Annotated in this window: 21 protein-coding genes; 5 read left to right on the top strand and 16 right to left on the bottom strand. The window is 65.8% G+C overall.

What is annotated here, in order from left to right:
• Positions 1–133 precede the first annotated feature (133 nt).
• On the top strand, positions 134–2,053 hold the full coding sequence (locus LZC95_40390; GenBank protein WXA92695.1) for a phospholipase C, phosphocholine-specific: 1,920 nt from the start codon (positions 134–136) through the stop codon (positions 2,051–2,053).
• Here the strand turns inward: LZC95_40390 and LZC95_40385 are convergent.
• Genes LZC95_40385 through LZC95_40375 form a run of 3 tightly spaced genes read right to left on the bottom strand, consistent with a single transcriptional unit; the run spans position 2,050 to position 3,316 of the window.
• On the bottom strand, positions 2,050–2,406 hold the full coding sequence (locus LZC95_40385; protein ID WXA92694.1) for a metalloregulator ArsR/SmtB family transcription factor: 357 nt from the start codon (positions 2,404–2,406) through the stop codon (positions 2,050–2,052). The genes LZC95_40390 and LZC95_40385 overlap by 4 nt on opposite strands.
• An 11-nt stretch (positions 2,407–2,417) precedes the next feature.
• Positions 2,418–2,729: a hypothetical protein gene (locus tag LZC95_40380; protein ID WXA92693.1), complete on the bottom strand. Its 312-nt coding sequence runs from the start codon at positions 2,727–2,729 to the stop codon at positions 2,418–2,420.
• Positions 2,726–3,316: a cation transporter gene (locus LZC95_40375; GenBank protein ID WXA92692.1), complete on the bottom strand. Its 591-nt coding sequence runs from the start codon at positions 3,314–3,316 to the stop codon at positions 2,726–2,728. The genes LZC95_40380 and LZC95_40375 overlap by 4 nt, the downstream gene beginning before the upstream one ends.
• A 29-nt stretch (positions 3,317–3,345) precedes the next feature.
• Here LZC95_40375 and LZC95_40370 point away from each other — a divergent pair, with 29 nt between their 5' ends.
• Entirely contained in the window at positions 3,346–3,726 is a 381-nt protein-coding gene (locus LZC95_40370) for a hypothetical protein (GenBank protein WXA92691.1), read from the top strand.
• Positions 3,727–3,745: 19 nt separating this feature from the next.
• Here the strand turns inward: LZC95_40370 and LZC95_40365 are convergent, their stop codons facing one another.
• From LZC95_40365 to LZC95_40350, 4 genes are read right to left on the bottom strand one after another with little or no spacing between them, the layout of a single operon-like run.
• Positions 3,746–4,870: a formimidoylglutamate deiminase gene (locus LZC95_40365; protein WXA92690.1), complete on the bottom strand. Its 1,125-nt coding sequence runs from the start codon at positions 4,868–4,870 to the stop codon at positions 3,746–3,748.
• The gene (locus LZC95_40360; protein WXA92689.1) at positions 4,867–5,412 is read right to left on the bottom strand and encodes a hypothetical protein; all 546 of its coding nucleotides are present in this window, start codon (positions 5,410–5,412) and stop codon (positions 4,867–4,869) included. The genes LZC95_40365 and LZC95_40360 overlap by 4 nt, the downstream gene beginning before the upstream one ends.
• Before the next feature lie 12 nt (positions 5,413–5,424).
• Positions 5,425–7,380: a VWA domain-containing protein gene (locus tag LZC95_40355; GenBank protein WXA92688.1), complete on the bottom strand. Its 1,956-nt coding sequence runs from the start codon at positions 7,378–7,380 to the stop codon at positions 5,425–5,427.
• 18 nt (positions 7,381–7,398) lie between these two features.
• Complete coding sequence (locus LZC95_40350; protein ID WXA92687.1) at positions 7,399–8,256, bottom strand: NAD(P)-dependent oxidoreductase; 858 nt, start codon at positions 8,254–8,256, stop codon at positions 7,399–7,401.
• Positions 8,257–8,541: 285 nt separating this feature from the next.
• Between LZC95_40350 and uvrB the strand changes: the two genes are divergently transcribed.
• Positions 8,542–10,707 carry an excinuclease ABC subunit UvrB gene (uvrB, locus tag LZC95_40345; GenBank protein ID WXA92686.1) on the top strand — a complete coding sequence of 722 codons (2,166 nt, stop codon included), beginning with the start codon at positions 8,542–8,544 and terminating at the stop codon, positions 10,705–10,707.
• Between the two features lies 1 nt (position 10,708).
• On the opposite strand, the gene LZC95_40340 is transcribed toward uvrB, so the two are convergent.
• From LZC95_40340 to LZC95_40330, 3 genes are read right to left on the bottom strand one after another with little or no spacing between them, the layout of a single operon-like run.
• Entirely contained in the window at positions 10,709–11,797 is a 1,089-nt protein-coding gene (locus LZC95_40340; protein WXA92685.1) for an NTP transferase domain-containing protein, read from the bottom strand.
• Positions 11,798–11,822: 25 nt separating this feature from the next.
• Positions 11,823–12,644, bottom strand: coding sequence for an undecaprenyl-diphosphate phosphatase (locus tag LZC95_40335; GenBank protein ID WXA92684.1), 822 nt, complete (start codon positions 12,642–12,644; stop codon positions 11,823–11,825).
• A gap of 40 nt (positions 12,645–12,684) precedes the next feature.
• Positions 12,685–13,593 carry a hypothetical protein gene (locus LZC95_40330; GenBank protein ID WXA92683.1) on the bottom strand — a complete coding sequence of 303 codons (909 nt, stop codon included), beginning with the start codon at positions 13,591–13,593 and terminating at the stop codon, positions 12,685–12,687.
• A 109-nt stretch (positions 13,594–13,702) separates the two neighbouring features.
• On the opposite strand from LZC95_40330, the gene LZC95_40325 reads away from it, so the two are divergent.
• Entirely contained in the window at positions 13,703–15,484 is a 1,782-nt protein-coding gene (locus LZC95_40325; protein ID WXA92682.1) for an NADH-quinone oxidoreductase subunit H, read from the top strand.
• A gap of 94 nt (positions 15,485–15,578) precedes the next feature.
• Positions 15,579–16,331: a HAMP domain-containing histidine kinase gene (locus tag LZC95_40320; protein WXA92681.1), complete on the top strand. Its 753-nt coding sequence runs from the start codon at positions 15,579–15,581 to the stop codon at positions 16,329–16,331.
• A gap of 70 nt (positions 16,332–16,401) precedes the next feature.
• Here LZC95_40320 and atpG read toward each other — a convergent pair whose 3' ends face one another.
• From atpG to LZC95_40290, 6 genes are all read right to left on the bottom strand, one after another.
• Positions 16,402–17,358 (bottom strand): ATP synthase F1 subunit gamma, encoded by a 957-nt coding sequence (gene atpG, locus LZC95_40315; protein WXA92680.1) that lies wholly within the window; start codon positions 17,356–17,358, stop codon positions 16,402–16,404.
• 2 nt (positions 17,359–17,360) lie between these two features.
• Positions 17,361–19,019 carry a F0F1 ATP synthase subunit alpha gene (gene atpA, locus LZC95_40310; protein WXA92679.1) on the bottom strand — a complete coding sequence of 553 codons (1,659 nt, stop codon included), beginning with the start codon at positions 19,017–19,019 and terminating at the stop codon, positions 17,361–17,363.
• 69 nt (positions 19,020–19,088) lie between these two features.
• Positions 19,089–19,658 (bottom strand): ATP synthase F1 subunit delta, encoded by a 570-nt coding sequence (gene atpH, locus LZC95_40305; protein ID WXA92678.1) that lies wholly within the window; start codon positions 19,656–19,658, stop codon positions 19,089–19,091.
• Positions 19,659–20,474, bottom strand: coding sequence for an ATP synthase F0 subunit B (locus tag LZC95_40300; GenBank protein ID WXA92677.1), 816 nt, complete (start codon positions 20,472–20,474; stop codon positions 19,659–19,661). It abuts the gene before it with no gap.
• Positions 20,471–20,965, bottom strand: a complete 495-nt coding sequence (locus LZC95_40295) for an ATP synthase F0 subunit B (GenBank protein ID WXA92676.1) — start codon at positions 20,963–20,965, stop codon at positions 20,471–20,473. The genes LZC95_40300 and LZC95_40295 overlap by 4 nt, the downstream gene beginning before the upstream one ends.
• 150 nt (positions 20,966–21,115) lie before the next feature.
• Positions 21,116–21,763, bottom strand: coding sequence for a peroxiredoxin (locus tag LZC95_40290; protein WXA92675.1), 648 nt, complete (start codon positions 21,761–21,763; stop codon positions 21,116–21,118).
• Between the last annotated feature and the right edge of the window lie 7 nt (positions 21,764–21,770).

Here is a 21,770-nt window from a genome sequence, read left to right as displayed (position 1 = left end):
GCGCGTCTCGTTCGTCACGTAAAAGTGGCTTCGGCGTGACTTCGTGTCATCATGGATACACGCGTGAAAACTCATTGCGAATGCCGGTGAATTCGTAGCGGAGCTCATCGCGATTGGCTACGTCACGCTCGCGATGGATCGACGACACTTTCTGAAGTTGGCCGCGGCCTCGGCGGGCAGTACGGCGGTACTCAACCTACTTCCGACCCATTTGCGCCGCGCGCTGGCCATGCCCGTTCGGACCACTGGCTCGCTCGATACCATCGAGCACGTGGTCATCTTCATGCAGGAAAACAGGTCATTCGATCATTACTTCGGCACCCTGCGCGGCGTGCGCGGCTTTTCCGATCGCAGCGCGCTGCAATTGCAAACAGGAAAATCGGTTTTCTACCAGCCGAACGGCTCGTCGACGCTACTGCCTTATCCCGTCACCGAGCAATACATGAGTGGCACTCCCCACGATTGGGGAACGGGCCACTCCGCGTGGAACGGAGGCCTCAACGACAAGTGGGTCCAATACAAAGGGACGTCCACGATGGCCTATTACGCGCGAAATGATTTGGCCTTTTACCACGCGCTGGCCGACGCCTTCACCATCTGCGACGCGTACCACTGTTCGGTGATGGGGCCGACGAATCCAAATCGGCTTTACCTCTGGAGCGGTACCGTGGACCCGGGTGGAAAGGGTGGGGGACCGGTCATCGACAACGACGAGTCCCGCGCGCGCACCTGGACGACGTACCCCGAGCGGCTCCAGGCGGCGGGGATCAGTTGGAAGGTGTACCAGGAAAGAGACAATTACGACGACAACGCGCTGGCGTGGTTCAAACAGTACCGCGAGGCCAAGCCGGGTAGTCCGCTTTACGATCGCGGAATGGCCACCGTCGACAATCTGGTGCAGGCCTTTCGCGCGGACGTGAAGGCGAACAAGCTTCCCAAGGTGTCATGGCTCGTCGCCCCCACGGCTTTGAGCGAGCACCCCGCCTACGGGCCGGTTCGCGGAGCGGCCCTCACCAGCCAATTGCTCGACGTTCTGGCGGCCGCGCCCGAGGTGTGGGCCAAAACGGTGTTCATTCTGACCTACGACGAGAACGACGGATTCTTCGACCACGTCCCGGCGCCCGTACCGCCCGCTGGCACGCCGGACGAATTCGTGAACGGTCAGCCCATCGGTCTCGGCGTGCGGGTGCCCACCATCGTGGTATCTCCTTTCAGCCGTGGTGGGTTCGTCTGCTCGGAGACATTCGACCATACGTCGATTCTGCGCTTCTTGGAGGCGTGGACCGGAATCAAGGAGCCGAACATTTCCGCCTGGCGTCGCGCCGTGTGCGGCGATCTGACGCGCACCCTCGACCTGACCTCGTCCACCGTGACGTGGCCGCGTTTGCCGGTCACGACGGATCCGGGGCCCGGCCCCGAGGTGACGGTCAAGCCGCCGAGGACCCAGCGCATGCCCGTGCAGGAGGCCGGAACGCGGGCGGCGCGCGCGTTGCCGTACCAGCCGAATGCCAATTTGCGCGCCGATGCTGCGGCCGGCAAAGTCTGGATCGATATGGGCAACACCGGCGCCTCCGTTGCGCAGCTTGCCGCCTATGCGAATCGCTTTCGAAGCGATGGCCCCTGGCGGTACGACATCGGCGGGACGCCCGTTTCCGATTCGTTCAATGCGCGCGCTTACGGGGGTGGCAAATACGACTTATCCCTTTACGGCCCCAATCGGTTCTTGCGCCGCTTCGCCGGTGATCTCAACGCTCCCGGAAAAGACGTGGGCGTGACCTCGCTGGTGACCACCGACGAAGGGGGCAAGCTGCACCTCGTCTTCACCAACGAGGGCACGTCCGCGGTGACCGTTACGGTGACGGCCAACAACTATCGAACCGATGGCCCGTGGACGTACAGCGTCGCCCCCGGCGGCAGCGCGTCCGATTCCTGGCGCACCGGAACGTACGGGGATGGCTGGTACGATCTCACCGTGACCATCTCGTCCGATCCGAGCTTCAGCCAGCGCCTCGTCGGGCACATCGAAACGGGCTCGCCGAGTGTGAGCGGCTAAATGGCCTCGATGCCCGCGAGGGCCGTCTTGCGCAGGGCCCGGACCTCGGGCTTGTCGGCGAGGCCGTAAAAGAGCGTCTGGTTGTCTCGCCGAACGGTGACGAGGCCGTAAGCTTTGAATTTCGCAAGGTGTTGCGAGACAGCCGATTGCGAGACCCCGAGAATATCGGCGAGATCGCATACGCACACTTCGCCGATTCGATCGAGCAGGTAAAAGAGCCGAAGCCTCGTCGGCTGCGCGATGACGCCAAGCACCGCCGCGCGCTCGTCGAGGTCGGGGGTGAACGTCATGGTCTTCTTCCAGCGCTTGACCAGGTCTCGGCCGGTCTCCGGCGGCTCGCATCGTATGGGCACGTCGGTCATCCTTACTCGCCGCGAAGGGCTGCGGCAATCCATGTGACCGGCGGAGCCGCTTCGAAGCCGCTGCCCACGGGATAGAGGCGGCATTGGATTCCGAAATCGATGCGCCCTCGCGCCGCGGGTTCGACGTCGATACCGTCGACGCGTACGCTGGGCGAGCCGAGAAATCGCCGGTCGACCGCTTCCGCGAGGCTTCCGATTCGAACGACGGAAACGCTCGATGCCACGCCCGTGGAGGCGGCTGCCGAGTGTGCCCGCTCGAGCGCCGCGTGCATGTGGGGGCACCCTTCGAACATCATGATCTCGATGTGCTTCATCGTTTCGATTCACTCCCACTCGGCATAGCCGCTTCGTATCCGAGCTCGTTGATGGCTGCGACGTACGCTTGGAGGCGCGCTGCGGCAGGTTGGTAGCGCACGGTGGCCGTTCCAGCGGCGAGGTCGAGGTGCAGATCGTAGAAGCCGCCCACCTTCGAAAGGGCGGTGCTGATTGGCGCGGCGCACGCCTCGCAATCGAGACCGCGCACGGTGATGATCTCCTGGACGAGATCCGGGGGGGCGGCACCCGGGGGCCCCATGGCTGCCCAGCGCGCAATCCGCGAAGGCGCCAAAGCCGCCACGAGTACGAGTGCGCTGGCGAGCCACCAAGTCCAGCGGCCCTTCATTCCGGGCCGCGCACACCCGCACGCCTTCGGCTTCCGGTACGCGAAGTAGAATCCCGCCGCGAGCAACACCCCGGCCGCCCCGAACAGGTACGGTCGAAAGGCGCCCAACACCGCGGTTGCGGCGGCACCGCCGAGGCCCAGGGCCGTGAGGACGAGCGGCACGAGGCAACACGACGACGCCGCGAGTGCGGCGAGAAGGGCCGCGCCAAAGGACAGCTTCTTGGCTCCATCAGCTTGCACTTAGTAAATTAGTATGTACTTAAACTCGCATGCACGCCATCGACAAACGAAAATTGTTCACCAGGCGCGCTGCCATTGCCTGTGGCGTGACGGCGGCGTTGGCTATCGGCTGCAAATCGCAGCACGTCGAGGAAAAGACGGCGCTCGCTCCGGAGGAGCCCATCGACGAGTCCTTCCGCGGCTGTCAAAAGTCCTGCGGCTCGGCGGAGGCTCCCGCGGGGTTGGTGCTTCAGCCGGACGCGAAGCTCGGCGATTCCACGCGCTGCCCCGTGAGCGGTGCTGCATTTCAGATCACCGAGACGACACTGCAGCGGAGCTATCGCGGTCGGCCCGTGTACCTATGCTGCTCGGGCTGCGCGCGTTACTTCGACGCGCACGCCGAGGCCGTCGCCCTCGCGCGACACCTTTGACGCGAGGGCAATGCCTAAATCACGGGTCGATTCGATCGACCAGCCACGGTCCTCCGCCGAAGACGGCGGCGTCCAGGACCAGGTCGTCGGACACCAAGTCCAGCGTTGGGTGATCGCGGCGGAGGATGACGCTTCCGCCCGTGTCGGAGAATCCGCACGCCTCGGCGCCTTCGATGGATCCTTCGCGCCAGAGTTGCTCGGCCGGGGAGCGCTCGGCCGAGAAGGTGACGCGCGTTCTCGTGCGAAGGCGCTCGTGCGTCTCCAGGGAGCGCATGTCCTCGAAAGGATCGGTGATGACATGGCTATCGATGCCCGTGCACAATCGTGCGCCCGAGGTGCGCAGGGCCGATAAATCCGGCAAGCCATCCCCGAGATCGCGCTCGGTGGTGGCGCAGATGCAGGCAAAGGCGCGCGCTTCCCCGAGAAGACGCGCCTCGGTGTCGGTCAGGTGCGTCGCATGCACGGCGACGAAACGCGGCGACAAAACGCCGCGATCGGCCAGGAGCTCCACGGGGCGGTGCCCCGTTTCGGCGACGCACTCCTCGATTTCGCGTGTCTGCTCGGCGACGTGCATGTGAAAAGGGAGTCCATGCCGCGCGGCGTACTCCGCGAGCGGGGCGAGCCACTCGGGCGGGACGGCACGCACCGAATGGGGCGCGATGCCGATGCGCACGTCGGGATCGTCTTTGTATTTTGCACGCAATGCTTCGACGTCGGAAAGGATGGCGTCGACGTTGGGATCGCAGAAGCGCGCCTGCATCGGCTCGGCGGGCCGGCCGGCGCCGGCGCGATGGTAGGCGACGCGTAGAAGTGCGATGCGAAGGCCCTCGGCCTTGGCGGCGGCGATGACCGCCTCGGAGAGCAAGGTGCGCTGCTCGTACGGCGTGCCATCGGGCTGGTGGTGCACGTAGTGGAACTCGCCGACGGTGCGCACACCGGCGCGGCGCAGCTCGCGAAAGGCCACGCGGCTCACGTGCCCGATGGACTCGGGGGTGAGCGCGTTGGCGAGTTGGTACATGAGGCCGCGCCACGACCAAAAGTCGTCCTTGGATGTGCCCCGGCGCTGCGCACCACCGCGCATGCCGCGTTGAAAGGCGTGCGAATGCGCCGTGGCCAGCGCGGGAAGCTTGATCTCGGTGTTCACTGTCGCATCTCGTTGGCGTCGGCGCGCGTGACGAAGTAGCCACGCGGCCAGTGGCGGTAATAGTCGGCGCGGAGGATGGGGCCTCCATCGCCGGCGTCCGTGTCCTGTCCAAAGGTGCCGATCACGCGCACGAGCGATCCCGGGCCGAGCGAAATCTCGCCGACGTCGTCCTCCGGCTTGAGACGAACCAACGCGTGGACGGCGCCGAAGTCGCGATCGCTCACGGTGACGCGGCACGTGTCATCGGAGTTGATGCTGTCGCAGAGGTTGCGCGGCTCCAGCCTTCGCACGGTGACGGTAAGGTAGGCCGCGCCGCCTGCGCCGGGCGTGCGCGATGTCACGACGCCGAAGAGCGAGCTCTTTCGCTTTTTCCATTCCTCGGGCTCGCGCGCATACATGACCGGGTCGTACTCGCGAACACCTGCGGCGGCCGATTCTTCGTCGGGCAGGGGGGCATAACGAGGCGAGTGACCATAGAGACCTGGGCCCGAACACCCGGTCACGAACACGAGCAACGCAAGTGCTCTCTGGAACGAGATCATGCCGTCAGTATCTCACGGTTCGACGGGGCGTACGGTGGACGAAAAGACGCGCAGCCCGAGCTCGCACGCGGTGAGAAAGAGGAGGATGAGCGCCACCACCCAGGAGACATCGACCGCGGCACGCGTATCGCCGAAATCGCGGCCGGCGGTGTTGGGCGCGGCCGCGCGCGGGCGCATGTCGAGCTCGCGCGCGCTCGGTGTGGCAATGCGGATTTCCCGCTTTCCATCGTCGAATTCGACGCGGTAATTCCCGATGAGGGGCGGGCTCACACGCCAGGTCGAACCATCGCGTTGCGCCTCGATCGGTCCCTTTGGGCCGGTGACGACGAGGCGTCGCACACCCGGAAAGACCCACGGGGCGGCCACCTCACCGCGTCGTGCGGAGGCGTGCATGCGTGCCCGTTCGACCCACATGTCGAGCAACGAGAGGAATCCGGGGCGCAGGGTCAAATCGCTGCTGTCGATGCTGAAGGGCAGTGTGACGAGCCACGCTTCGCCGCGACCTGCCGTGCGCGTGGCCACCAGCGGGGGGCCGTCCTTCCACGCGAGGAGCGTATTCAGCTTGCCGATGTCCTCCGCATCGAGAATGGCACGGTGGTTCGCATCGAGCTCGAGCATCGTGCTCGCCGCCTCCTCGAGCCCCGCGCGCGGGCTGCCCGGATCGGCGCCCGGCACCTTGGTGAGCTCCCAGCGCACCGCGTGCGCGAGAATCGGCTCGAGCGAGGCTCCGAGCGGTGCCACCGCCGCGCGCGGCCCCAGCGCGAGCAGCACCACGCCGCCGTTGTCCATGAAGTCACCGAGCGCGCGGCGCTGCTCCGGGGTGAGCCCCGGCGGATCGTCGAGCACCACGCCCACGAACGGCGCGAGATCTTCAGCGCGCTCCGGGAACACCGGAATGGGGCGCACGCCGATCTCGAGCTTGAGCGCGGCCAGCGCCTGCTCGATGAGCGGTGCACCGCCGGTGGCCGCCGATTCCGCTGCGGTATCGCCGATGACGGCCAGCGCACCGGGCCCGCTCTCGGTCATCACCGTGGCGACGTCGTCGGTCGCAATGGCGTCGGCGCCACCCAGCTGCGCAATGAGCTCGCCCGTCGGCTCCGCGGAGAGCATCAACACGGCATCGGCCGGCGCGGTCTGCGGGGCGGCGCCCTTCGCCACCACGGTTTCCCCCGCGGAGAGCGTGATCTCGCGCCCCTGCGCCGTCGCTCCCGGGCTGCACGCAACGCGCACGCGCACGCGCAGGCCCGCGCGATCGGCGGAGAGCAGCGCGCAGTCCGTTCCCGAGGCACGAAGCTCTGGAAGCGCAATCCACACGGGCATCTCGCTTCCTTCGCCGAGCGGCGGTTTGTCCGAGTGCCCATCGGCGAGATCGCTCAGCACGACGACGCGCTTGTCCACCTGCGGAAGCTGGCCCACCAGCGCGCGCGCCATGGCGATGGCGCCTTCCAGATCGGTCGCGCGATCGCTCTCCGTGAGCCCATCCAGCGCGGCCTGCGCCGCACGCAGATCCGTGGTTGCGGCGAGCGCCACGCGTGCGGGCTCGCCCGCAGCCACGATGGCCACGGCGTCGCCTTCACGCGCCGAACCGAGCAGCTCGCGCGCGCCATCCAGCGCACGCTCGAAGCGGGTTTTTCCGCCGTCGAGCCGCACGCGCATGCTCATCGAGTCGTCGAGGACGATGGCCAACGCCACCGACGCACCGCTGGAACGCTGCAACGCGAGCCGCGAGCATCGCACGAGGGGCGATGCCCCGAGCAGCGCCAGCGCCAACACAGCGAGCGCGCGTGTGGCAAAGAGCGCGCGATCTTCCAGCCGCGAGCGACGCCGCGCCCGGGGCGGCGCCGGGGGCACCAGGTGCGCGGGCGCGAAGGGCCGATCGTCGGCGCGTTTACGCCGCAGGCGGTGCGCCAGGTAAGGCGCGACCACGAGAACACCGACGAACAGGGCGAGCGCAGCGACGAACGACACGGGAGGCGAGGAACACTATCAGAGGTTTCGATAGTATTTCTCGAGCGCGAACAGATCCTCCTCACCGAGCCCTTCCTCGATGGCATTCTCGATGGCCCGCAGTGCCTCGCGCAGGACGGGGAGCGGCAGCCCTGCCTCCTGCTGAAGATCCACGTTGAGGAGCGCGTCTTTCAGCATCAGATCCAGGCTGAACTCCGGGGAATAATCCTTCGCGAGCATCTTTTCCTTCTTGCCCACGTACTGCGGCGAGGCGAACGCTCCGATGGAAAAGGCCTCGACGATGGTCCGCCGGGTCAGGCCTGCGCGTTCGCCGAGCGCGAGCATGCTCGTGTACGCAATGAGGTGGTGCACGCCGAGGCCGTTGACCAGCACCTTGAGCGCTTGCCCTTGGCCCACGTCGCCGGCGTGGATGATGCGCTTGCACATCGCCAGGAGCACCGGCTGCGCGCGCGAGACATCGTTCAAGCGTCCGCCCGCGAACGCCACGAGCTCGCCGCGTTCCGCAGGCCCCACCGTGCCGCCCACCGGCGAATCGACGAAGCGCCCGCCCGCTTCTTTGATGATCGCTGCGGCCTTGAGCGCGCCCGCGCGCCCGATGGTGGACATGTCGACGATGACGGCGTCCTTGTCCATGCCGGCCAGAATGCCATCCGGCCGCGAGAGCAGCTGCAGGAGCACGGACTCGTCGCGCACCATCGTGACGATGACGCGAGCCCCACGCGCGCACTCCGCGGGCGACGATTTGACCTTGGCCCCTAGCGCCGTGAGCGATTGGGCGCGCTCGTGATGGCGATTCCAAACTTGGAGCGCGAAACCTTTGCGCGCCACGTTCGCGGCCATCGGTGCGCCCATGGCGCCGAGGCCGAGAAATGCCACCTGGGTTTTCTGAGGCGGCAGAGTGGATATGCGCGAAGGTCCAGCGGGGGGAGGCGGCGGCCTAGATGTCATTCCGGCCACTTTATCGTGACCGAAGAAAAGACGGCCCGCCACAATGTGCGGCGGACTCTTCGGCCTCTCGGGGGCTTCCTCTCGGGGGCCTGGGGAGGCGGAGCCCCCCAAAGCCTGGACGTCGGAGGCGGAGCCCCCCAAAACCTGAACGACCTTGTTCGGAGCAAGCCACCACTTGCGCTAAGGTAGCTGCCGTTCGATGATGGGAGGTCCATGTCCGGAGTATTCCAACTTGCGACACCTTTCGAGCCCAAGGGGGATCAACCGGCGGCCATCCGAGAGTTGGTCGATGGTGTGAGACGGGGCGAGCAGCATCAGGTCCTGCTCGGCATCACCGGCTCGGGCAAGACCTTCACGATTGCCAACGTGATCGCCCAGAGCCAAAAGCCGGCGCTCATCCTTGCGCCGAACAAGACGCTGGCCGCGCAGCTCTACGGCGAGATGAAGGAGCTCTTCCCGAGCAACGCCGTCGAGTACTTCGTCAGCTACTACGATTATTACCAGCCCGAAGCGTACGTCCCGTCGAGCGACACGTACATCGACAAGGACGCGATCGTGAACGACGCGATCGACCGCATGCGCCACTCGGCCACGCGCGCGCTGCTCTCGCGCCGCGACGTCATCATCGTGGCCTCGGTGAGCTGCATCTACGGCATCGGTAGCGCCGAGACGTACCATGGCCTGCTCATCGACCTGAAGACCGGCGAGGAATTCCGGCGCGACACGCTTCTGCGCATGCTGGTCGACATTCAATACGAGCGAAACGACGTCGACTTCCACCGAAGCACCTTCCGTGTGCGCGGCGATATCGTCGAGGTTTTTCCGGCCTACGAGCAGGACACCGCCATTCGCGTCGAGTTCTTCGGCGACACCATCGAGGCCATCCGCGAGGTGGACCCGCTGCGCGGCAAGGTGAAAGGTTCGCTCGACCGCTACGCGATCTACCCCGGTTCGCACTACGTGACGCCGCAGGAGCAGATGCGCCGGGCCATCTCGAGCATCCGCGACGAGCTGCAGGATCGGCTGGCCCTCTTCGATCGGGAAGGGCGCTTCCTGGAGAAGCAGCGCCTGGAGCAGCGAACCCAATACGACATCGAAATGATGGAGCAGATGGGGTTCTGCACGGGCATCGAGAACTACTCGCGCCACCTCTCCGGGCGCGCCGCGGGCGAGCCGCCTCCGACGTTGCTCGATTATTTCCGCGAGGGCTTCCTGGTCATCGTCGACGAGTCGCACCAGACGGTGCCGCAGGTATCGGCGATGTACCGCGGCGACCGCGCGCGCAAAGAGACGCTGTCGGAATACGGATTCCGCTTGCCCAGCGCGATGGACAATCGGCCGCTCAAATTCGAGGAATTCGAGGAGCGGGTCAAACAAGCAATTTACGTTTCGGCCACCCCGGGTGAATACGAACTACAGAAGGCCCAAGGCGTCGTCGTCGAACAATTGATTCGCCCCACGGGCCTTACCGATCCGCAGGTGGAAGTGCGTCCGGTATCCGGGCAGGTCGACGACCTTCTCACGGAGATTCGCGATCGCGCGGCCAAGAACGAGCGCGTGCTCTGCACGACCTTGACCAAGCGCATGGCCGAGGACCTGACCGATTACTACCGCGAACTCAAAGTTCGTATTCGGTATTTGCACTCCGATATCGATACGTTGGAGCGTATCGAGATTCTGCGGGATCTGCGATTGGGGGAATTCGACGTTCTCGTGGGCATCAACCTTTTGCGCGAGGGCCTCGATCTTCCCGAGGTGAGCCTGGTCGCCATTTTCGATGCCGACAAAGAAGGCTTTTTGCGCAGTCCGCGCTCGCTGATTCAGACCATCGGACGCGCCGCCCGCAACGTGAATGGTCGCGTCATCATGTACGCGGACCACATCACCCCGGCCATGAAGCAGGCCATCGAGGAGACGAACCGTCGTAGGGCTCTGCAGGAGGACTACAACAAGGAGCACGGCATCACGCCGCAGACGGTGGTGCGCGCGGTCATGAACGTGAACCCGGCGGCGGGCACGATTGACTATTTGAACGTGCCCAAGGTGGGGCGTGACGGCAAGGCGGGCCACCACGCGGTCGCCGAGACGGACGATCTCGCGGAGAAGATTGCCGAGCTGCGTCTGGCGATGTTCACCGCGGCCGAAAACCTGGAGTTCGAGACGGCGGCCCGCCTGCGCGACGAGTTGAAGCGGCTCGAGTCGCTCAGCGGAGTCGCCGCGTCGGATGCGCCGCCCGCGAGCGGGGTGTCGTACGAGCCGTACGCGAACAAGAAGGGCAAACGCACGACCCGCGGTTCCGGGGCGAAGGGCAAAATGAGCTCGCCGGCGGCCGCGAAGTCGCCGGCAGCGCAGAAGCGGGCGTCGCGGAAGTTCCGCTAGCTTAGATCCGGTTCGTGTCGCCGCGGGTGCGCAGGGCATCCACGACGGCGCGAACGTCTTGGGCGCGTTCGCGCGGGATGACCAGGAAGGCATCGTCGGTCTCGACGATGACCAGGTCATTCACGCCGACGAGGGCGACCAATTTTTTCTTTTTGTCGGTCGTGAGGTCGCGCACGAGGTTGCGGTGCGCGTCGACGGCCACGGTGCCGTCCGGCAGGGCGTTGCCCGAAGCGTCCTTCGCTGCGAGCTCCCAGGCGCTTTCCCAACTGCCCACGTCGTTCCAGCCGAAATCGCCGTGTGCGACGGCGAGATCTGCGGACTTCTCCATGACGCCGACGTCGATGGACACGCTGGGCAGGGTGGGGAAGACTTCGGCCAACACGGCGGCTTCGTTGCCGTCTTTGGCGGCCGTGTCGAGCCGGTCGAGGCCTGCGGCGAGGGCCGGCAGGTGCGCCGCGATGGCCTTTTTCATGGCGCTTGCGTGGAAGAAGAACATCCCCGCGTTCCACAGGTGCTTTTTGCCCGCGACGTATTCTTCGGCGCGGGCGCGGTTCGGTTTCTCCACGAAGCGCGCCACCGAGGAGAGGCCCGGCGCGAGTTCGGCGCCCAGCTCGATGTAGCCGTACCCCGTTTCGGGCCGGGTGGGGACGATGCCGATGGTCGTGATGCGTCCCTGCCGCGCGCCGTCGAGGGCGCGCTCGAGCGTGGCGCGAAAGCCCGGTTCATCGAGGATGTAATGGTCGCTCGGCAGCACCGCGATGAGCGCCTCGGGATCGCGGCGCGCGATGGTGGCCGCGGCCCATCCGATGCACGGTGCAGTGTTGCGCGGCACCGGCTCGGCGAGGAGTTGCGCGCGCGGGACGTCGGGAAGGACGGCCGCGGTCGCGTCGATCAGGTGAGCACCGGTTGCAATGTACACGCGATCGGCCGGGACCAGCGGCGCGAGGCGCCGAACGGTGGCCGCGAGGAGCGACTCGTTGGCGTCGCCGCCCAGCGCCAGAAGCTGCTTGGGGCGATGATTGCGCGATGCAGGCCAGAACCGCGTGCCGGCGCCGCCGGCCATGATCACTGCGTAGACGTTTGCGGCCATGCGCAAGGTGTTACCACAGCTATAGCTACGGCGTGTACGACGGCCGCGCGTAGCCCCAGGCGATGGTGGCAATGGCCAGGGGCACGAGGTAGGCCGCAAAGAGCGCAAGCTTGCCGCCCACGAGGACACGACGCAGTGCGAGAAGGGCGACGATGCCCACGCCAAACGCGACCACGGTGCCCGCGAGCAGTGGGAAGGCGCCGCCCGTCTGGGGTCCGAACCCGTGCCGGCCTTCGAGGACGATGGCGCCGAACACGGCAGGCAAGGACATGAGGAATGACAACTCGAACGCGCGATCGGCGCGCACGCCCAGCCAGAGGAGGCTCGCGATGGTCATGGCGCTGCGGCTCAACCCTGGAAGCACGGCGCTGCCTTGCGCGAGCCCCACGAGGACGGAGCCCCATGTCGATGGCGTGAGCTCGCGTCCTACGGGCGACCACCGCGTGGAGGCTACGGCGACCGCCGACAAGAGAAGGCAGGCGCCCACGATGATGGGGGAGCTCGACCACTCCTCGACGGATTTCTTCAAGGTGAGTCCAACGAGCGCGGTCGGCACACTCGCCAGGATGACGACGAAGGCATCGCGCCCGCCCGGCGTCTCGCGCATCAGCGAAGGCCGAAAGAGGCCGCGCACACCTTCATGAACGGCCGCGACGACGCGCTTGCGCAGCACGAGCAACGTCGCCGCGAACGTGCCCGCATGGAGCACGACGGTCGTCGCCAAGTCCGCTTGCCCACCGAAGAGAAGCTGCACGAGCGCCAAGTGCCCATCGCTCGAGATCGGCAAAAATTCCGTAATTCCCTGAACGACGCCAAGAACGATGGCCTCGACGACCGGAATCTGCATCGGCTCCGTCCCTACCACAAAGCCGACCGCGGCGGATCTTTCAGTCGTGAAACAACTCGTCCACCGACGTCACGGAGACCGCGCGCCGAATCCACCGTTCGAGGACCTGTAGATCCATCGTCGCCGCGATGCGCGCCCGCGCCTCGTCGTGCACCGGGATTTTTCGAGCCTCCAAAATAGCGAACAGCGCCCTGGCCTCGCCCTTGGCCTCACCCTCGGCGAGTCCCTCGGCCTTTCCAAGCGCGATGTTCCTCTTGACCCAGTCACTTTGGAAAACGTAGTTGCCGGATGCCATCAAACTCTCCAAGTGGGCTCGGGCCGCCTCGCTCATCGAAGCGATGATGAGGTCAGAATAAACCGACGCTCGCTCCTCGTCGAGCTGGCGGCACACCCCGAGGATAGCCCCCGCCAACAGGGCAGCATCCTCCGTTGGCTTGCGCTTCACATGCGTCATCGTCGAGAGGACGGCGAGCTCGGGCGCGTTGGCAGCTTGAACAGGGTCATCGATCAGCGGAATGGCCGAAGGACCCAGCACGTGTGGCTGTAGCGAAAAGCCCGCATGGCCAGTCGGGAAGGGGCCCTGTGCCCATGTCGCCACCGTCTCCTGAATGGCGACGACGAGCAGCATCGCATCGCAATCGTATTTCGCGGCTTCCGCCGTGATGTACAGCGGCCACGAGCGCTCCTTCTTTCGATCCACACCGCGTTGCATCTCGACGATGAGGACGAGCCGCGGCCTGCCTGCTTCATCTCGGAGAACGAGGATGAGATCCGGCGCGCGATTCGCAGCCACCACCTGCGCGACCTGCGTGTCGACGCTCTCCACGCTGGCGAACTCCGGTACTGGGCAGCCGAGAAGGTCGCGTAAGCACTCCGCGGCGAGGGTGGGCCGATTCCGGAAGAGTAGAACGAGGCCTTCGTGCTCGACCGAAAGCGAAGCAGCCCCCATCCGGCCAGCCTATCGAAGCCGCGGCACGGGGGCGAATTAACGGCGCTGTTCGTAGGAATTTCGACCTGGGGTGGGTGGCGCGCTTAGATCGGCGGCGGACTCGATCTGCATGCCTCGATTCGTCTTCGTATCGTTCGTTGCGTTTCTCGTGGTGGCCCTGGGCGCGGCAGTGCTCGGCTGTGAGGCGGAGCCGGCGCCGCAGCTCATTTCGGTGACGGAATTGACGCCCCGGGAAGCGGAGGTGGGCGACAAGCTCGAGATCACCGGGGCAGGTTTCCCGCAGGGAAAGGCGGCGCGCATCGCCTTTCGTGGGACGCTTTATCGGCCCGGAGAGCGGCCGGCGCGTGGCGCTGTGATCGACGCGGACGGCACCGTCGTGGGGCGCGACAGCATCGAGGTTGCGTACACGGAAGCGCTCGACGCCGAGTTCTGCGGCATCGCCGACCATCGGCGGCACACCACCTTCGAGGGCGATCTCGAAGTCTCATTTGCCGCTGCGTCCAAAGGAGCGCCGCCCGTTACCGCCGTTCTCCACCAGGTGACGCTCGACTTGCGCCCGCCGGAAGATTCGCCCTCGGTCATTGCCGAACGCGCTGCCGAAGGGGAGAAGACCCTCGCGGCCATTGGCATTCACGGCACCGAGCCCACGGGGGAGCGGGGACTCCGCGTGGCCAAAGTCGATGCCGGATCACGCGCCGAAGAGGCAGGGATCCTTGCGGACGACGTTCTCGTCGGGTTTGCGGGCGTGCGCATCGGCAAGCTCGCCGACGTGGTCATCCCGAGCGGCGTGCGCGACGTCGAGATCACCCTCCGACGCGGCGCCGCGGCGCGCGAGGAAAAGCGCACCGTGCACACCCTCGGTGTGGATCGCTCGATCCCGACGGACGTCTTTGGCGCCGCGTTCATCGCCATTGCGGCGACGCTCGTCGTGCTTCTCTTCTTCACCCCGTCGCGTGGTCCCATCACCTGGCTCGAAAAGAGGTTTGCCAGCGCGCCCCGCTCTTCCGTCGCACCGCATGCACCGCCGCGGCGTGAGCGCCTCATGGTCGCCATCACCGTCTCGCTCTGCTTTGCGTTGCTCACGCTTCTTTCGTCGCTCTCGACGGCGTCGCGCAGCCTCATCGCGGAGCTCGATGTCCCGACCTTCGCCATCGTCTCATGGATGACCTTGGCCACTCTGGCACTTCTCGCAGGTGGTTCCCTCACGAACCGCCTGCGCGGCGTGTTCACCATCGTCACCTTCGAACTTCCCGTGGTGCTCGCCTTGATCGGCGCCGTCAGCATCGCCGGCTCCCTCCGCCTTCGCGACATTGCGTCGGTGCAGGGCGGCTGGCCTTGGGAGTGGATTGCTTTCCGTTCGCCGCCGGCCTTCCTTCTCTTTCTTGCCTTCCTCGCGTCGACCACCAAAGAGCGGTTTTCGCCGGCTGCGCGCGGCATCGTTTCCCTCGCCGAGCAGGTGCACGTGCTGGCGCTTGCCGGCCTTTGCGCCGCGGTCTTCCTCGGCGGCTGGACGCTTCCGATGCTCGCGCCGGGGGCGCAGCGCACGAACGGCTTCTACGCGCTTCTCGGGTGCGTTCTCTTTCTCGCGAAGATGCACGGCATCGCGCACCTCGTCGCCCGGGGTCGCCGCATGACCTCGGCCATCGAAACGCGCATGCTCATCGGCCTCGCCTGGCGATGGCTCGTTCCCTTGTCCGCGGCGGCCTTGGGGGCGTGCATGGCGTGGGCGTACCTGCGCATTCACCCCGAAATGGAGTCCCTCGTCGCCGCCGTCGATGTGGTCCTTGCCTTGTTGCTCATCGTGCGCCTCGGTGTGCGCACCGGGAGCTTTGGCCTACAAAAGGTGCGCGGGGGAGGCACTGCGGAGCCGCACCTGAACCCCTTTCTTTGAGCCCAGCCGTAGCGGCGGATTGAAATCGTCGGTCCGTTGCATATCGGGGCTAAACTTTTGTTCGCAGCGAGCCGTTCTCTCTAAATAGAGGAAGATGGCCGCTAAATCCGTCACGGCCTCGCGCTCTCTACCAGCGCTCGAGGCGACGCCACGCACCTTCGGAGACATTGCTCCCGTGTTGGTGCACGACTTCAAGGGCCCTCTTTCGGCCGTGGCCCTCAACCTCGACTTCGTGCTCGAGCAACTCCCTCCGGATGCCTCGTTCGACGTCCTGCGCGGTGCCCTCGCCGAGTGCCGGCATGCGAGCGATCGCATCTTCCGCGTCATCGCCAACCTGCTCGACGTGGCCCGGTGTGAGGAAGGGCGCCTGGCTCTTCGGCTCAGCTCCGTGAGTCTGCCCGAGCTGTTCGGTCGCGTCGTTGCCGCCTACGAGCCCGAGCTGGCGCAGCGCGAGGTCGAGCTCCAGATCGATGCCGCCGAGGAGCTTCCCTCCGTCGATGCGGATGCGGATCTCTTTTCGCGCGTCCTGCACAACCTCGTCGACAACGCACTTCGCAATACGCGGGCGCGCGGCAAGCTCGTTCTCTCGGCGCACGCCGTCCGGGACACGATGGAAATCCGCGTGAAGAACGAAGGCCCGCCCATCCCGCTGGCCATCCGCAACCGCCTCTTCACCCGCGCCGTGGGCACCGAGGCCGAAGGCATGGGTCTCAACCGCGGCCTCGGTCTCTATTTCTGCCGCCTCGCGTTGCAGGAGCTCGGCGCCACCATCGGCCTCTCCGAGGAACCTGGCTTCCCGGTCTGCTTCGTCATCCGCTACCCGATCCCGGTCAGGTCGGTTCGCTAAGGCTGCCTTAAACGCCAACGAGCACGGGAGAGGCTCCCGTGCTCGTTGCACTGCATCGCGCTATGGGCGCTTACTCTTTCAGCGCTTCGGCGCCGCCGATGATCTCCATCAGCTCCGTCGTGATGGCAGCCTGGCGCGCGCGGTTGTATGCGAGCGACAGACGCGCGATCACGTCTTTGGCGTTGCGCGTGGCGGCGTCCATGGCGGTCATCTGCGCGCCGAAGAAGCCCGCTTGGGTCTCCAACAACGCGCGATAGATCGAGATGTCCATGTACATCGGCACGAGCCGCTCGAGCAGCGCGCGCGGGTTCGGCTCGTAGAGGAACTCCGCCTTCAGCGCGTCGCTCTTGTCGTTCTTGTCGTTCTTGTCGTTCTTGTCGGCCTTCTCACTGCTCTTCGGGATCGGCAGAAGCTGATCCACCGTCGTCTTCTGCGAAATGGCGCTCTTGAACTCGTTGTATACGAGGTACACCGCGTCGTAGGTGCCGTTCTCGAAGTTGGACACGATGAAGTGCGTCACCTGACGCGCCTTCTCCAGATTGAGCCCGTCGTACAGACCCGGGAAGTCCTGCGCGACGGTTGCTCCACGGCGCTGCAGGTACTCGCGTCCCTTGCGCCCGATGGTCACGAACTCCGCTTCCGCGGCGCGCTCACCGCTCTCGCGCTCCTTGCGCTCGCGATCGGTCGCCTTGTTGACGTTGGCGTTGAAGCCACCGCACAGACCGCGGTCGCCGGTCATCACGACGTAGAGGACTTTCTTCTCGGGGCGATACTCGAGAAGCGGGTGAAAGAGCTCGTCCGGATCGTGCGGATCGACCTTCGCCGCCTCGTCCTCGGCGTGCTCACGCATCGAATCCGCAACGCTCTGCAACACCTCTTGCGTCTTCAGCGCGTACGGACGCAGCGCAAGAATGCGCTGCTGCGCACGATTGAGGCGCGCACCCGCGACCATCTTCATGGCGCGCGTGATCTTCTGCGTCGCCTTGACGCTCGTGATGCGCTTGCGGATGGCCTTTAGGTTCGGCATGCCTACTTGCCGCCTTTACCGAAAGCCTTGCCGAACTTCTCGAGGATGCCCCTCAGCTCTCCCTCGAGCTCCTTGTCGAGAACCTTCTTCGTGCGGACCTTCTCGAACACCTCGGGGTGGTTCGCATCGAGGTACGCGTAGAGCTCCTTCTCGTACGACGCGAGCCGGTCCACCGGCAGGCCGTCGACGAAGCCCTTCGTCGCTGCGTAGATCAGAACGACCTGGCGCTCGACGGGGAGCGGCACGTACTGACCCTGCTTGAGCACCTCGGTGAGGCGCACGCCGCGATCGAGCATGTCGCGCGTAACCTTGTCCAAGTCGCTGGCGAACTGGCTGAACGCCGCCTTCTCGCGGTACTGCGCGAGGTCGAGCTTCAGGGTACCGGCGACGCTCTTCATCGCCTTGATCTGCGCGTTACCACCGACGCGGCTAACGGAGATACCGACGTTGATGGCCGGACGGACGCCCGAGTAGAAGAGGTCCGTCTCGAGGAAGATCTGGCCGTCGGTGATCGAGATGACGTTCGTCGGGATGTACGCCGAAACGTCACCGCCCTGCGTCTCGATGATGGGGAGCGCCGTGAGCGAACCACCGGAGTTCGGGTTGCGGAGCACCGTGCTGCCGTTGCCCTTCTCCTTCGCCTCGGCCTCGGCCTCGTGCTTGCCTTCCTCGCCGAGGTGGACCTTGGCGCCGGCGGGAACCTGCTTCCAATCCGTCGTGCCGTTCGGGACGACCGCGAACTCCTCGGCCATCTTGGCAGCGCGCTCGAGCAGACGCGAGTGGATGTAGAAGACGTCGCCCGGGTAAGCCTCGCGTCCCGGCGGACGGCGGAGGAGGAGCGAAAGCTGGCGGTACGCGACGGCTTGCTTCGACAGGTCGTCGTAGATGCAGAGCGCGTGGCGGCCGGTGTCGCGGAAGTACTCGGCCATGGTCACGCCGGTGTACGGCGCGATGAACTGCAGCGGCGCCGACTCGCTCGCGCCGGCCACGACGATGGTCGTGTACTCCATGGCGCCGAACTTCGTCAGCTTGTCCATGACGGCCGCGACCGTGGACTGCTTCTGCCCGATGGCGACGTAGAAGCAGTAAACGCCGAGACCCTTCTGGTTGATGATCGTGTCGATCGCGACGGCGGTCTTGCCCGTCTGGCGGTCGCCGATGATGAGCTCGCGCTGACCGCGGCCGATGGGAACCATGGCGTCGATGGCCTTGATGCCCGTCTGGAGCGGCTCCTTGACCGGCTGGCGCGCCAAGATGCCCGGCGCCTTCACCTCGACGCGGCGGCGGTGCGGCGACTCGATGGGGCCCTTGCCGTCGAGCGGCTGGCCGAGCGAGTTGACGACGCGGCCGATGAGCGCCTCGCCCACGGGCACGTCCATGATGCGGCCGGTGCGCTTGACGATGGCGCCTTCCTTGATGGCGCTGGTGTCGCCGAAGAGGGCGGTACCGACGTTGTCCGACTCGAGGTTGAGCACCAAGCCCACCAAGTTGCCGGGGAACTCGAGCAACTCGCCGGCCATGGCTCCTTCGAGGCCGTAGACACGGGCGATACCGTCACCCACGCTGAGAACCGTTCCGGTCTCCTGCGTGAGCGCAGCGCGCTCGTAGTTCTGGATTTGCTTTTTGATGATCTGCGAGATCTCTTCGGCGCGAAGCTGCATGTTCTCGTCTCTTTGGTGCGGGCCGCGGTCGGCGGGAAAACTTGGGAGGGGGAGGCCTGGGGGCTTGGTTCAGGCCGGACTGGAGGCGCTGCCCGACGCATCCGGCAGCAGCGCGTGTTTCATCTCTTGGAGCTGGGTGCGAATCGAGCCGTCGATGACGGTGTCGCCGATGCGCGCGATGACGCCGGCGATGATCGACGGGTCCTCACGGCGGTCGAGGACGACGCGCTTGCCGGTCATCTTCTCGAGCTCGGCCTGGAGCTTCGCGTAGTACCCCTCGCTGAGGCGCACCGCGGTCGTCACCGACGCACGCACGACACCTCGCTCGAGGTCCGTCTTCTCTTTGAGCTGCTGCGCGATGTCCGGCAGCACGCGCATGCGGCGCCGCTCGTTCAAGAGCAGCAGCGTGTTGCGTGCCGTTTGCCCGAGGCCGAGTTGATCGGCGATGTCCGTGAGGATGGAGCGCTTGGCGTCGTACGAGACCAGCGGATTCTCCAGCGCGTTCCGGAGCTCCGCGCTCGCCTGGTAATTCTGCGCGAAGAAGACGATCTCCTCGACCAAGGCGCCGAGGTTGCCGCTCTCCCGCCCAATCTCGAGGATGGCGGCCGCGTAGCGGCGTGCAACGTTGGTGTTGACCATTTACTCCGTGCCTCCGGAAGAATGATTCGTCTGCTGCGCGTTGCTGGGCGGCGCAGGGCGCGGCGGAACGCTCGCCGGGGGACGCGGCAGCGGCGGACGCGTCGACCCGCCTCCGGTGCCACCCGGGCCGCGCGGACCCGACGGCGGCGTCGTGGGCGAGGCCGGCTTGGTCTTCGCGTTGCGTGCGGCGAGATCCTGCAGGAAATTCTCGGCCAGGCGCTCGTGATCGGCCGCCGTGATGCGCGTGCGCAGAAGCTCTTCGGCCGCTGCCACCGCGCTCTCGACCGTCTCGCGCGTCAGGTCTTGCTTCACCTGGGCGATCTCGCTGGCGAGAAGCGCCTTCGCGTCGCGCTCCATGCGGGCCGCTTGCTCTTCGGCCTCCTGCACGATGCGCTGCTTCTCGACGGCGCCTGCCTCGAGAAGACCCTTCTTCGCGGCGCCTTGCTCCTCTTCCAGGTGCTCGAGCTTCTTTTGGTACTGCTTGGCGCGCTCTTTCGCTTCCTTCTTGATGCGTTGCGCGTTGTCGAGCTGCTCTTTGATGCTCGACTTGCGGCTCGACAGCGCCTTCGCGATGGGCTCGCGGCCGAAGCGCCAGAAGATCCACATGAGGATCGCGAAGTTGATGACGTTCGCGATGTACGGTGTCGAGCCAGGCTTGAACTCGAACCAGTTGATGTCGCCCGGGCCATGATCTCCGTGGCCTTCGTGGGCGCCGTTCGCACCTGAGGCACCGTGCTCGGCAGGTGCCCCGTGTGCTCCACCGTGTTCGCCGGCGGCTTGGGCCGGTGCGTGCTGCTGCTCGTGCTGGTCGCTCATCCCTGCACCTCTCGTCCAAGCACGCGGGTCGCGATGTCTTGCGCCAGGAGCTTCGACTGCTCACGCAGTGCGGCGCGCACCTGCGTCGCTTCTGTCTCGGCCTGCTTGCGGCCGTCTTCCAGCGTCTTCGCCGTGCTGGCGCGGACGCGGGACATGATCTCGTTTTCCGTCCGAACGGCTTCCGCGCGCAGCTTCTCGCGCTCGGCATTGGCGGCATCGCGCGTCTTCTGCATCTCGCGCTGATACTTGGCCTCCGCCTCCTCGGACTCCTTGTCCATGACGTGGCTCTCGTCGATGGCCCCCTGGATCCGCTTCTCGCGCTCGGCAAAGAGCTTGAGCATGGGATCGAACAGGGTGGGCTTGAGCACCACCATCAAGATGAGAAACAGGACGATTTGGCCGACCACGGTGAGGTCGAAATCGACATTGACCGCGCCTTCCGCGGCGCGTGCCAGATTCGATTCCACCGCACCCATCATCACGAGTGACATAGATCCGTCCCTAGGTCCTTCCAGACCCCGTTCGAGGCCTCTCTTCTTACAGAAGAAGCGAGGGCAATCGTGCGGGAATTTCGCTTGAAAAGCAGGGAGCCACTACCACTACGGCGGCCCCCTGTCTACGGCTTCGTGGTCTGCCGATCGTCAGCCTAGGTCGCTCTGGATCTCCGCGGCGTGTTTTGTCACGTCCACAGTGCGGTAGATTTTTTTCACGTTCCCGTCGGGGCCGATAACGATGGTCTGCCGCTTGGTGAGTCCGCCAACGAAGGGGACGTTGAAGGACTTCGCGATGGCGCCATCGGGGTCGCTCACGAGCAAGAAGGGGAGCTTGTGGTGCTCGGCGAACTTCTTGTGCGACGCGTCATCGTCGGCGGAAACGCCAATCATGACGGCCTTTTTCCCAAGCTGATTCCACGCATCGCGGAACGAGCAGGCTTCCTTGGTGCAGCCGGGCGTCTCGTCCTTCGGGTAGAAGTAGATGACGACGGATTTCCCTTTTAAAGCCGATAGTTGGATGCTGGTACCGTCATGCGCCTTGGCCTTCAGCTCCGGCGCGGGCTTCCCAACCTCGAGCTCGCCAGCGGCGGTAGGCTCAGCTGTCGCGGCGGCCGGGTTGGCGACGGTGGGGGCGGGGGCAGCGGCCGGAGCTGCAGCGGCCGGTTCGGTCGTTGTGGCTGCGCTCGTGGTCGCCTTGGAGCTCGATTCCGGCGGGGTCGAATCCTTCTGGCAAGCAAGCAGCGCGGTGGAGATGGCGACGAATGAAACGAGACCGCGAATGGATAGGCACGGCATGGAAAGC

Source organism: Sorangiineae bacterium MSr12523 (assembly GCA_037157775.1).
GTDB lineage: Bacteria > Myxococcota_A > Polyangia > Polyangiales > Polyangiaceae > Pendulispora > Pendulispora brunnea.
The sequence above is the reverse complement of the archived record's forward strand: the minus strand, read 5'-3'. Positions and strand labels throughout refer to the sequence as shown.